The sequence below is a fragment of the Sphingomonas sp. GC_Shp_6 genome (genome assembly GCF_026540835.1).
Lineage (GTDB): Bacteria > Pseudomonadota > Alphaproteobacteria > Sphingomonadales > Sphingomonadaceae > Sphingomonas.
Map to the genome: position 1 here is coordinate 20,549 of NZ_JALNUO010000018.1, position 10,923 is coordinate 31,471.

At 69.4% G+C, this 10,923-nt stretch carries 11 protein-coding genes and 1 riboswitch; of the genes, 7 read left to right on the plus strand and 4 right to left on the minus strand.

The window, feature by feature from the left end; genetic code table 11:
* Nucleotide 1: 1 nt before the first annotated feature.
* A complete protein-coding gene (locus tag OXQ95_RS15995; RefSeq protein ID WP_267382483.1) occupies nt 2–475 on the minus strand; it encodes a prepilin peptidase in 474 nt (157 codons plus the stop codon).
* Nucleotides 476–524: 49 nt separating this feature from the next.
* Between OXQ95_RS15995 and OXQ95_RS16000 the strand changes: the two genes are divergently transcribed.
* Nucleotides 525–1,463 carry an alpha/beta hydrolase gene (locus OXQ95_RS16000; protein ID WP_267382484.1) on the plus strand — a complete coding sequence of 313 codons (939 nt, stop codon included), beginning with the start codon at nt 525–527 and terminating at the stop codon, nt 1,461–1,463.
* Nucleotides 1,460–2,536, plus strand: coding sequence for an FAD-binding oxidoreductase (locus OXQ95_RS16005; protein WP_267382485.1), 1,077 nt, complete (start codon nt 1,460–1,462; stop codon nt 2,534–2,536). The genes OXQ95_RS16000 and OXQ95_RS16005 overlap by 4 nt, the downstream gene beginning before the upstream one ends.
* Nucleotides 2,537–2,698: 162 nt before the next feature.
* On the opposite strand, the gene rnhA is transcribed toward OXQ95_RS16005, so the two are convergent.
* From rnhA to ispH, 3 genes are read right to left on the minus strand one after another with little or no spacing between them, the layout of a single operon-like run.
* Nucleotides 2,699–3,142: a ribonuclease HI gene (gene rnhA / locus OXQ95_RS16010; RefSeq protein ID WP_267382486.1), complete on the minus strand. Its 444-nt coding sequence runs from the start codon at nt 3,140–3,142 to the stop codon at nt 2,699–2,701.
* The gene (thrB, locus tag OXQ95_RS16015; protein ID WP_267382487.1) at nt 3,139–4,089 is read right to left on the minus strand and encodes a homoserine kinase; all 951 of its coding nucleotides are present in this window, start codon (nt 4,087–4,089) and stop codon (nt 3,139–3,141) included. The genes rnhA and thrB overlap by 4 nt, the downstream gene beginning before the upstream one ends.
* A gap of 6 nt (nt 4,090–4,095) precedes the next feature.
* A complete protein-coding gene (gene ispH, locus OXQ95_RS16020; RefSeq protein ID WP_242095244.1) occupies nt 4,096–5,049 on the minus strand; it encodes a 4-hydroxy-3-methylbut-2-enyl diphosphate reductase in 954 nt (317 codons plus the stop codon).
* A 186-nt stretch (nt 5,050–5,235) separates the two neighbouring features.
* Here ispH and OXQ95_RS16025 point away from each other — a divergent pair, with 186 nt between their 5' ends.
* The 5 genes from OXQ95_RS16025 to gcvPB all read left to right on the plus strand — a co-directional run bounded on the left by OXQ95_RS16025 (nt 5,236) and on the right by gcvPB (nt 10,812).
* The gene (locus tag OXQ95_RS16025; protein WP_267382488.1) at nt 5,236–5,886 is read left to right on the plus strand and encodes a hypothetical protein; all 651 of its coding nucleotides are present in this window, start codon (nt 5,236–5,238) and stop codon (nt 5,884–5,886) included.
* Between the two features lie 75 nt (nt 5,887–5,961).
* A riboswitch (glycine riboswitch) is annotated at nt 5,962–6,079 on the plus strand.
* 165 nt (nt 6,080–6,244) lie between these two features.
* A complete protein-coding gene (gene gcvT, locus OXQ95_RS16030; RefSeq protein WP_267382489.1) occupies nt 6,245–7,396 on the plus strand; it encodes a glycine cleavage system aminomethyltransferase GcvT in 1,152 nt (383 codons plus the stop codon).
* Between the two features lies 1 nt (nt 7,397).
* The gene (gene gcvH / locus OXQ95_RS16035; RefSeq protein ID WP_242095247.1) at nt 7,398–7,769 is read left to right on the plus strand and encodes a glycine cleavage system protein GcvH; all 372 of its coding nucleotides are present in this window, start codon (nt 7,398–7,400) and stop codon (nt 7,767–7,769) included.
* Nucleotides 7,770–7,888: 119 nt separating this feature from the next.
* Complete coding sequence (gcvPA, locus tag OXQ95_RS16040) at nt 7,889–9,247, plus strand: aminomethyl-transferring glycine dehydrogenase subunit GcvPA (RefSeq protein WP_267382490.1); 1,359 nt, start codon at nt 7,889–7,891, stop codon at nt 9,245–9,247.
* Nucleotides 9,244–10,812: an aminomethyl-transferring glycine dehydrogenase subunit GcvPB gene (gene gcvPB / locus OXQ95_RS16045; RefSeq protein WP_267382491.1), complete on the plus strand. Its 1,569-nt coding sequence runs from the start codon at nt 9,244–9,246 to the stop codon at nt 10,810–10,812. The genes gcvPA and gcvPB overlap by 4 nt, the downstream gene beginning before the upstream one ends.
* Nucleotides 10,813–10,923 lie beyond the last annotated feature (111 nt).

Here is a 10,923-nt window from a genome sequence, read left to right on the forward strand (position 1 = left end):
ATCACGCGAATTGATTAAGGATCGGTTCGCGCAGGGACATCAGCGCGGCAAAGGCGATCGCGACGCCATAGGGGATCTCCAGCAGACCCTCGCGCCGGCGCCAGCGCTGCTCGGTCAGCATCGCCAGCGTCAGCACGCCGCCTGCCAGCGACATGACGATCAGCATCGTCAGGAACACGCCCGCCGGCAGCCACAGCGCGAGCGCGGCGAGCAGCTTCACGTCGCCGCCGCCCATCCAGCCCATGTGGAAACAGGCGCAGAACACCGCGAAGACCACGGCGGCGAGCAGCAATTGCTCGGCGATGCCCGGCCACGGCGTCACGCCCAGCGCCCACCACCAGACCGGCGCGAGCAGCGCGACGGCGGCGTTCTTCCAGTTCGCGATCTCGCGGGTGCGCGCATCCTCGATGCCCACCCAGACGAGCAGCGCGCCGAGCACGAGCAGCAGCCAAACCTGTAGCGATTCCAAAGTCATCGGGTTTCGTCATAGACTTCAGGGCTTTCCAAATCGTAACCATGTGCCGATGCCCATCCCGCCCCGTTCCAACCGCGCGATCCCGCCCGGTGCGACCGTCTCGCACTGGGCGGCGGCGGACGGCTGGCCATTGCGGCGGATCGACTGGCCGGGCGACGGCCGTCGCGGCCGCGTGCTGTTCCAGGCGGGGCGGGGCGACATGTTCGAGAAATATCTCGAATATCTGGCGCATCTGCAGGCGCGGGGCTGGGCGGTGACCGCGTTCGACTGGCGCGGGCAGGGCGGATCGGGGCGCTTGGCCGCGGACCCGAACGTCGGCCATGCCCGCGATTTCGCGGCCTATGTCGCCGATGTTGCGGCGTTCTGGCGCGAATGGTCGGCGACAGAGGCGGGCCCGCGCGTGGCGATCGGCCATTCGATGGGCGGCCATCTCGTCCACCGCGCGCTGGTCGAAGGCGCGATCGATCCGCAGGCCGCGGTGCTCGTCGCGCCGATGCTCGGGCTGAAATCGCCGCTGGGCGCGCGTCTCGGCGGGTGGCTCGCGCGCGGCATCGCGGCGATCGGCGATCCCGCGCGCCCGGCGTGGAAGGCGAACGAGCGACCGGGTGCGCGGCTCTCGCGTCAGGCGCTGCTCACTCACGACGCCGCACGCTATGCCGACGAACTTCATTGGCACGCTGCACAGCCGTCGCTGCGGCTCGGGCCGCCGAGCTGGGGCTGGCTGGCGGCGGCGTTCGCCTCCACCGCGCGCGTCGCGGCCGATCCGCGGCTGGGCGCGGTCGACACGCCGGTGCTGATGCTGCTCGCCGATCGCGACGGTTTGGTGGATTCGGCCGCGGCGCTGCGGATCGCGGCGCGGATGCGCGATGCCGAGACGCTCCGCTTCGGTTCTGAATCCGCGCACGAGATCCTGCGCGAGGCCGATCCGGTGCGCGACCGCGCCATCGCCGCGATCGACGCCTTTCTCGATTCCCGCGCCCCCGCATGACCTATGACATCGCCATCGTCGGCGCGGGGATCGCGGGCGCCAGCCTCGCCGCCGCGATCGGCGCACGCGCCCGCGTGCTGCTGATCGAGGGCGAGGATGCGCCGGGCTATCACGCCACCGGCCGGTCCGCCGCCTTCTGGTCCGAAACCTATGGCGGCCCCGATATCCAGCCGCTCACCACCGCGTCGCGGGCCGCGTTGCAGGCGGGCGGTTTCCTCCAGCCGCTCGGTTCGCTCCATATCGGGCGGGCGCGGGACGCGGCTGCGATCGACGCCTTCCTCGCCGAGTTCGCGGACACGCCGGTCAGGCTGGAGCGAGTCGATCCGGCCGCGATCGTGCCGGGACTGCGACCCGAATGGACGCTCGGGGTGAGCGAGCCGAGCTGCGCCTATATCGACGTCGCCGCGCTCCATGCCGCCCACCTGGCGACTGCGCGCCGCGCCGGCGCCGTGCTGGCGACGCGCGCACCGTTCCACGCCGCCACGCGCGCGGGGGACCGGTGGACGATCGAAACCGGCGCAGGTATTTTCCAGGCGCGCGTTCTGGTCGATGCGGGGGGTGCCTGGGCGGACGTGGTGGCACGCGCCGCGGGCGTCGACCCGATCGGCATCCGCGCCTATCGCCGCACCGTCGTGCAGTTGCGCACCGATCCGCCCGCGCCTGCCGGGCTGCCGCACGTCGCCGATATCGCCGGCCGCTTCTATTTCAAGCCCGAGCCCGGCGGCCGGCTATGGCTCAGCCCGCACGACGAGGCGCCCACCGACCCGTGCGACGCCGCGCCCGAGGAAATCGACGTGGCAACCGCGATCGACCGTTTCGAGCATGTGGTCGACTGGCGGGCAGCGGCGGTCGAGCGGCGCTGGGCGGGCTTGCGCAGCTTCGCGCCCGATCGGCGGCCCGTCTATGGCTTCGATGCGCGGGTGCCCGGCTTCTTCTGGTGTGCGGGGCAGGGCGGCTTCGGCATCCAGACCGCACCCGCCGCGGCGTCGCTTGCGGCCAGCCTGTTGCTGGGTGAGGATGTGGCGGTTCCCGTCGATCCGGCGCGCTACGCACCGGGCCGGTTCGGGCGTTAGAACGGGATGACGTCAGGTTGATCGAACCCCTCATCCGTTCGTGCCGAGCCTGTCGAAGCACGCTTCTCGCAGGCGTGCCTTCCTCCGTGGGCGTGCCTTCGCATTCCGGACAGGCCCTTCGACAAGCTCAGGGCGAACGGGTCGAGGGATCGCCGCCCAAGTCTAGCCGCGCCGGGCCGCCATCACCGCGGCGTCGCTCGCGAGTTTGTCGCAGCGTTCGTTGTCGGGGTGGCCGGCATGGCCCTTCACCCATTGCCAATCGATCCGGTGCGGCGCGGCGGCGGCGAGCAGCGCCTGCCATAGTTCGGCGTTCTTCACCGGCTTGCGATCGGCGGTCTTCCAGCCGTTCTTCTGCCAGCCCTTGATCCACTTGGTCAGGCCATCCATCACATAGCGGCTGTCGGTCGACAGCGTCACCGCGCAGGGGCGTTTCAGCGCCTTCAGCGCCTCGATCGCGGCGGTCAGCTCCATGCGGTTGTTGGTGGTCAGCGCCTCGCCACCCGACAATTCCTTCTCGGTTTCGCCCGCGCGGATCAGCGCGCCCCAGCCACCGGGGCCGGGATTGCCCTTGCACGCGCCATCGGTGGCGATCTGGACGGGAGTCATGCGAACAAATTCCGACTTTGGTAGGATCGAAGCCGCCGCCAATAGGCCAGCGGGTCCTTGCGTGTCACCAGCGCATCGGCCGGCGTGTTGAGCCAGTCCCAGGCGCGCGTCAGCAGGAAACGCAGGCACGCGCCCTGCGCCAGCACGGGCAACGCCGCGCGCTCGGCATCGGACAGGGGAAAGCGCGTCTCGTACCCCGCGACCAGCGCGTTGCCGACGGCCGCGTCATAGCCCTCTCCCCGCGCATCGAACGCCCAGGCGGTGTGCATCACCGCCAGATCATAGGCGCGGATGTCGGTGCAGGCGAAATAGAAATCGATCAGCCCGGTCACCCGGTCGCCGAGCATCAGCACATTGTCGGGAAAGAGGTCCGAATGGATCGCGGCAACGGGCAGGTCGCGCGGCCACGCCGCCAGCACCGCGTCGAGCGCCTCGGCCACGCGGTCGTGGAAACCGGCCTCGATCACGTCGATGGCGCGGCCGCATTGCGCGAGCATCGTGCGCCACCGATCCGCGCCCAGCGGGTTGGCGCGGGTCTGCGCGAAGCCCGCGAGGCTCGCATGGAGCTGCCCGAGCGCGGCGCCCGCGGCATGCGCCTGCGCGGGCGTGGGGTGCGATACGGAGACGCCGTTCAGGAACTCGATCAGGCAGGCGGGCCGCCCTCCCAGCGCCTGGATCGCGGCGCCGCCCCGATCGGGCAGCGCGCGCGGCACCGGATTGCCGTCGGCCGCGAGGTGATCGAGCAGCGCGAGGAAGAAGGGCAGGTCGGCCGTCTCGGTGCGCTCCTCGTAGAGCGTCAGGATGAAGCGGCCGGCATCGGTGTCGACCAGATAGTTGCTGTTCTGGACGCCCTCGGCGATGCCCTTGGCCGAGACGAGCGCGCCATGATCGTAGCGTTCGAGAAAACGCGTCAGCGCTTCCGCCGACACCTGCGTGTATACCGCCATCGTTGTTCAGCCGATCGCTTCGAGGCTGCGCGGCAGCTTGAACGCGATCGTCTCGCGCGCCGTTTCCAGCTCGTGCTCCGTGATCTGGAACCGCGTCGCGAGCCGGTCGACCAGTTCGCGGACGAGCAGCTCGGGCGCCGACGCACCCGCAGTGATGCCGAGCGTCGCCACGCCCTCGAGAAAGTCCCAGTCCAGATCGTCCGCGCGCTCGATCAGCGCCGCGCGCACCCCTGCACGCGCCGCCACTTCGACGAGGCGCACCGAGTTGGACGAATTGGGTGCCCCGATCACGAGCATCGCGTCGCATTCCTCCGCCATCGCCTTCACCGCCGCCTGGCGGTTCGACGTGGCGTAGCAGATATCCTCGCCGCGCGGGCTTGCGACGTCGGGAAAGCGCGCGCGGATCGCCGCGACGATCGCCGCGGTGTCGTCCACCGACAGCGTGGTCTGGGTGAGAAAGGCGAGCATTGCCGGGTCGGCGGGCGCGAGTGCCGCGACATCGGCCTCGCTTTCCACCAATGTCATCGTGCCCGGCGGCACCTGGCCGAGCGTGCCGATCACCTCGGGATGGCCGGCATGGCCGATGAAGAGGATGTGCCGCCCCGCCGCGACCAGCCGTTCGGCCTGGCGGTGCACCTTCGACACCAGCGGGCAGGTGGCGTCGAGCCAGTCCAGCCCGCGCCCGTCCGCCTCCGCCGGCACCGTCTTGGGCACCCCGTGCGCCGAGAAGACGACTGGCGCGCCGTCGGGCACCTCCGACAGATCCTCGACGAACACCGCGCCCTTCGCCTTCAGCGCATCGACCACGAAGCGATTGTGGACGATCTCGTGCCGCACATAGACCGGCGCGCCATGTTTTGCGATCGCCAGCTCCACGATCTGGATCGCCCGATCGACGCCGGCACAGAAGCCGCGCGGGGCGGCGATGGTCAACGCGAGCGGAGGCTTGGCGATTATCATGACAATTTCGCCATCTACGCGATTGCCGGGCCGCGCGGAAGAGGACGGGCGCGCGATCGCCGCAGCGATCATGGCCATGGGATCACGGGTTCGCTTGCACGCGGCGGAGCCGGTTTCTATGCTCCGCCACCAGTGAGGCACGCGCAGATTCATGCCGGCCGCCGTTTCGAGAAGGTGCGCGTACCCGTGAAAGCCTCCAAATCCGTCCCGATCGCCGTCGCTACCGCGGCCCTGCTGCTTGGCGGCTGTGCCCGCCATCATGGCGATATCGACGAAACCGGCGGCATCACCGCGGTGCGCTCGGCCTGCCCGATCGTCGGCCTGCCCGCCAACACGGGCGACGTGACGCTGTTCGATCCGGCCACCAGCCGCGATTCGACCGCCATCGACCTGGTCGCGACGATGACCAACCTGCGCTCGACCTGCGACGATACGACCGACCAGATCGGCACCACCGTCACCTTCGACGTCGACGCTCGCCGCACGCATGCCGAGGGCGCGCGCGACGTGACCTTGCCCTATTTCATCACCGTGGTGCGCGGCGGCAACGTCGTGGTCGCCAAGCGCGTCGGCGCGGTGGCGCTGCATTTCGACGCCGGCCAGCCGCGCGCGCATACGACCGGCACCGCCTCGAGCGCGGTGTCGCGCGCCGCCGCCACCTTGCCCGAGGCGGTGCGCGAGAAGCTGACGCGCAAGCGCAAGGCGGGCGACGCCGATGCCGCGATCGACCCGCTGACCCAGCCGGACATCCGCAAGGCGGTGGCCAGTGCCACGTTCGAGGCGCTCGTCGGCTTCCAGCTCACCGACGACCAGTTGAAGTACAACGCCACACGATAGATTCGCACGCCAAGCCGCGTTGACACCCCCGCGCGCACGCGGCAGAGATCGGGGTGTCGATGCCGGGCGACCGGCATGTCACGCGCGGGAGAGCATCCCGGGTCCTTTCAGGGCCCAAGGCTTCGAAGGCCAGGGATCGCCGAAGGAGCAACCACCCCGGAATCTCTCAGGCAGCAGGGACCGCGCGGGGCCATGACACTCTGGAAAGCGCGGGCCGACGGTCCGCCACCGAAGGGGTAAGCCGGCCGCCGCCCGCGCGGACATGCCGGTCAAAGCTCTCAGGTTCCCGTGACAGAGGGGGTTCGAACCGACGTGGGGCAGCACCCCGCCGAGGCCGCGCCTTCGACGGAGACCGTGCATGAGCAGTTCGACCATCATCGACCATGCGGACGACTATGTCGCCCCCGCCGCTGAGCCACTGCCGCTCGACGCCTGGCACCGGGCGCATGGCGCGCGGATGGTGGAATTCGCCGGCTATCAGATGCCGATCCAGTATGACGGCATCATGGCCGAGCATCTGTGGACGCGTGAGCAGGCCGGCCTGTTCGACGTCAGCCATATGGGCCAGCTCCGCTTCACGGGTGCCGGCACCGACGCCGCGCTCGAGACGTTGCTGCCCGCCGATATCGCCGGCCTGCCGATGCACCGCGCGCGCTATTCGCTGTTGCTGGCCGACGATGGCGGCATCCTCGACGACCTGATGCTGACGCGGATCGCGCCCGACGACGTGTATATGGTCGTGAACGGCGCCACCAAATATGATGACATCGCGCATATCCTCGCCGCGCTGCCCGACGACGTGACGCTGAACCTGATGGAGGATCACGCGCTGCTCGCGGTGCAGGGGCCGAAGGCGGTTGCGGCGCTCGACCGGCTGGTGCCGGGCGTCGCGGCGATGGTGTTCATGCAGGGGCAGGCATTCACCTGGGAAGGCGCCGATCTCTGGATCAGCCGTTCGGGCTATACCGGCGAGGACGGGTGCGAGATTTCGGTGCCTGCCGCGATGGTCGAGCGGCTGACCGACGCGCTGCTCGCCCAGGCGGAGGTGAAGCCGATCGGCCTCGGCGCGCGCGATTCGCTCCGGCTCGAGGCGGGTTTGCCGCTCTATGGCCATGACCTCGATGCCGAAACGACGCCGGTGATGGCCGATCTGGGCTTTGCGCTGTCGAAGCGCCGCCGCGAGGAGGCGAATTTCCCCGGTGCCGCGCGCATCCTGGCCGAACGCACCGCGGGGCCCGCGGTCAAGCGCGTCGGCCTGATGGTCGAGGGGAGACAGCCGGTGCGCGAGGGTGCGAGCGTGATCGACGACTCGAACACGCCCGTAGGCCGGGTCACCAGCGGCGGCTTCGCGCCCAGCGTCGGTGCGGCGATCGCGATGGCCTATGTCCCGCTCGCCGATGCGGTGCCCGGCACCGCCGTGCGCCTCTATCAGCGCGGCAAGGTCCATCACGCGACCGTGGCCGCGATGCCCTTCGTTCCCCACCGCTATGTCCGTGCAGGAGGAAAATGACATGAGCCGTTATTTCACCGAAGATCATGAATGGGTCGATGTCGACGGCGATGTCGGCACCGTAGGGATCAGCGATTATGCGCAGAGCCAGCTGGGCGACATCGTGTTCGTCGACGTGCCCGAGGACGGCAAGCGGCTGACCAAGGGCGACGAGGCCGCGGTGGTCGAATCGGTCAAGGCCGCATCCGACGTCTATTCGCCGGTGTCGGGCAACGTGATCGAGGGCAATCCCGCGCTCGCCGACGAGCCTGCGCTGGTGAACAGCGATGCCGAGGCGGAGGGCTGGTTCTTCAAGATCACGCTCAGCGATCCGTCCGAGCTGGAAGAGCTGATGGACGAGGCCGCCTACGAGGCGTTCGTCGCCAAGCTGTAATCCCTACCGGATCACCCTTGCCCTTCCGGCGCTTGGCGCCTCCCTTCCTCTCTGGATGCGAGAGGGAAGGGGCACGCCGCCGCAGGCGGTGGGAAGGGTGAGGGCGATGGAGAAATGAATTGCGCTACCTGCCGCTTACCCCGTCCGACCGCCAGGAGATGCTCGGCGTCATCGGCGCCGCCACGATCGACGCGCTGTTCGCCGACGTGCCCGAAGCCGCACGGCTCGCCGGGCCGATCGAGGGCCTGCCGGACCATGCCTCCGAACTGAGCGTCGAGCGGCACATGACCGCGCTCGCGCGGCGGAACACCGTCGCCGGCGAGGTGCCGTTCTTCCTCGGCTGCGGCGCGTATCGGCATCATGTGCCCGCCAGCGTCGATCACCTGATCCAGCGTGGCGAATTCCTCACCGCCTACACGCCCTATCAGCCCGAGATCGCGCAGGGCACGCTGCAGATGCTCTTCGAATTCCAGACGCAGGTGGCTCGGCTGCTCGGCACCGACGTGGCCAACGCGTCGATGTATGACGGATCGACCGCCTGCTGGGAAGCGGTCGGCATGGCGCGGCGGATAACCAAGCGCGGCAAGGCGATCCTGTCGTCGGGGCTGCACCCGCATTATGTCTCGGTCGCCAAAACGATGGCGAAGTACACCGGCGACGTGCTGGAAACGTCCACGCCGACGCTGTCCGCCGACACCGATATCGACGCGCTGATCGCCGCGGTCGACGGCGAGACGAGCTGCGTGGTGGTGCAATATCCCGATATCCTGGGCCGCATCGCCGATCTGACGCCGCTGGCCGAGGCCTGCCATGCGCACAAGGCGCTGCTGATCGCGGTGGTGACCGAGCCGGTCGCGATGGGTGCGATCCGTGCGCCCGGCGAGATGGATGCGGACATCGTCGTCGGCGAGGGCCAGTCGCTCGGCGTCGGGCTCCAGTTCGGCGGCCCCTATGTCGGGCTGTTCGGCTGCAAGGAGAAATATGTCCGCCAGATGCCGGGGCGGCTGTGCGGCGAGACGGTGGACGCCGATGGCCGGCGCGGCTTCGTGCTGACGCTGTCGACGCGCGAGCAGCATATCCGCCGCGAAAAGGCGACGAGCAACATCTGCACCAACAGCGGGCTCTGCGCGCTCGCCTTCTCGATCCACATGACGCTGCTGGGCGAGGCGGGGCTGCGACGGATGGCGGGGCTCAACCATGCCGGCGCCGTCCACGCCGCGCGGCGTCTTGCGCAGGTGCCGGGGGTGAGCGTGATGAACGATACCTTCTTCAACGAATTCACGCTGGTGCTGCCGCGCGAGGCGCGCCCGGTGGTGCGCACGCTGGCCGACCGCGGCATCCTGGCCGGCGTGTCGCTCGGCCGGCTCTATCCCGGCATCGACTCGCTCGCGGGCGGGCTGGTGGTCGCGGTGACGGAGACGACCACCGCGGAGGATGTCGAGGCACTGGCGACCGCATTGGAGGAGACCCTGGCATGAGCATCAATCCGAGCGGCTGGCGCCCCGAGATGACGCCCGAGCGGCGCGCGCCCGTGCAGAGCTTCACCGGCAACAAGGCGCTGATGCTGGAGGAGCCGCTGATCTTCGAGATCGGCGACACGAAGACGACGGGCGTCGATTTCGCCGAAGGCGATGTCGCGCACGATCGGCTGGGCGACCTGACGCGCAAGGCGCCGATCGGCCTGCCGGGCCTCTCCGAGCCCGAGACGGTGCGCCATTATACGCGGCTCAGCCGCCAGAATTACGCGATCGACCTGGGGCTCTTCCCGCTGGGATCGTGCACGATGAAGCACAATCCGCGGCTGAACGAGAAGATGGCGCGGCTGCCGGGCTTTGCCGACGTGCATCCGCTGCAGCCGGTCGATACGGTGCAGGGCGCGCTGGCGGTCATCAACGAACTGGCGGTGTGGCTGATCCGGCTGACCGGCATGTACGGCGTCGCGATGAGCCCCAAGGCGGGCGCGCATGGCGAGCTGTGCGGCATGCTGTGCATCAAGGCGGCGCTGGAAAAGCGCGGCGAGGGGCACCGCAAGGTCGTGCTGGTGCCCGAATCCGCGCACGGCACCAACCCCGCGACCGCCGCCTTCGCCGGCTTCACCGTGGAGGACATTCCCGCCACCGCCGACGGCCGCGTGGACACTGCGGCACTGAAGGCGCGGCTGGGGCCGGACGTCGCCGCGGTGATGATTACCAACCCCAACACCTGTGGCCTGTTCGAACGCGATCTGAAGGCGATCAGCGACGCGGTTCATGACGCGGGCGGCTATGTCTATTGCGACGGCGCGAACTTCAACGCGATCGTCGGCCGGGTACGCCCCGGCGACCTGGGCATCGATGCGATGCACATCAACCTGCACAAGACCTTCTCCACCCCGCATGGCGGCGGCGGCCCGGGGTCGGGGCCGGTGGTGCTGTCCGAAGCGCTCGCGCCGTTCGGCCCGCTGCCCTTCACCGCGCGCATGGCCGACGGCCACATCGCGCTGATCGAGGAAGAGACCGCGGGCGACGATCACCCCGACACGTTCGGGCGGATGACCGCGTTCCACGGCCAGATGGGCATGTTCACGCGCGCGCTCACCTATATCCTCAGCCACGGCGCCGATGGGCTGCGCCAGGTCGCCGAGGATGCGGTGCTCAACGCCAATTACATCCTGCGCTCGCTGGAGGACGCGCTGGATGCGCCCTTCGCCGGGGCGGGGCCGTGCATGCACGAGGCGATCTTCTCGGACGCGAACCTGGCCGAGGGCTTCTCGACGCTCGACGTGGCGAAGGGGCTGATCGACGAGGGCTTCCACCCGATGACGGTCTATTTCCCGCTGGTGGTGCACGGCGCGATGCTGGTGGAGCCGACCGAAACCGAGTCCAAGGCGGCGCTCGACCAGTTTATCGGCGCGCTGCGCAGCGTGGCGGAGCGCGCGAAGGCGGGCGACCAGGCGCTGAAATCCGCCCCCCACTTCGCCCCGCGCGCGCGGCTGGACGAGACGCTGGCGGCGCGCAAGCCGGTGCTGGTGTGGAAGGGGGAAGCGGGAGAAACGGCGGGGTAGTTGACGGCTTACGCCCAAACCACGCCGCACGGCGGCATCGCATCAGCACCCACTAGCGGACACGAGTGACAGGTCGTAACCTTCCATTATGGAGCAGCGTCGGCACGGTTG

What these genes read in the sequence shown, in the direction of transcription:
- OXQ95_RS15995 (WP_267382483.1), bottom strand. Translation starts at nt 475, where the DNA reads ATGACTTTGGAATCGCTACAGGTTTGGCTGCTGCTCGTGCTCGGCGCG.
- ispH (WP_242095244.1), bottom strand. Translation starts at nt 5,049, where the DNA reads ATGATAATCGCCAAGCCTCCGCTCGCGTTGACCATCGCCGCCCCGCGC.
- OXQ95_RS16005 (WP_267382485.1), top strand. Translation starts at nt 1,460, where the DNA reads ATGACCTATGACATCGCCATCGTCGGCGCGGGGATCGCGGGCGCCAGC.
- gcvT (WP_267382489.1), top strand. Translation starts at nt 6,245, where the DNA reads ATGAGCAGTTCGACCATCATCGACCATGCGGACGACTATGTCGCCCCC.
- rnhA (WP_267382486.1), bottom strand. Translation starts at nt 3,142, where the DNA reads ATGACTCCCGTCCAGATCGCCACCGATGGCGCGTGCAAGGGCAATCCC.
- gcvPB (WP_267382491.1), top strand. Translation starts at nt 9,244, where the DNA reads ATGAGCATCAATCCGAGCGGCTGGCGCCCCGAGATGACGCCCGAGCGG.
- thrB (WP_267382487.1), bottom strand. Translation starts at nt 4,089, where the DNA reads ATGGCGGTATACACGCAGGTGTCGGCGGAAGCGCTGACGCGTTTTCTC.
- gcvH (WP_242095247.1), top strand. Translation starts at nt 7,398, where the DNA reads ATGAGCCGTTATTTCACCGAAGATCATGAATGGGTCGATGTCGACGGC.
- OXQ95_RS16000 (WP_267382484.1), top strand. Translation starts at nt 525, where the DNA reads ATGCCCATCCCGCCCCGTTCCAACCGCGCGATCCCGCCCGGTGCGACC.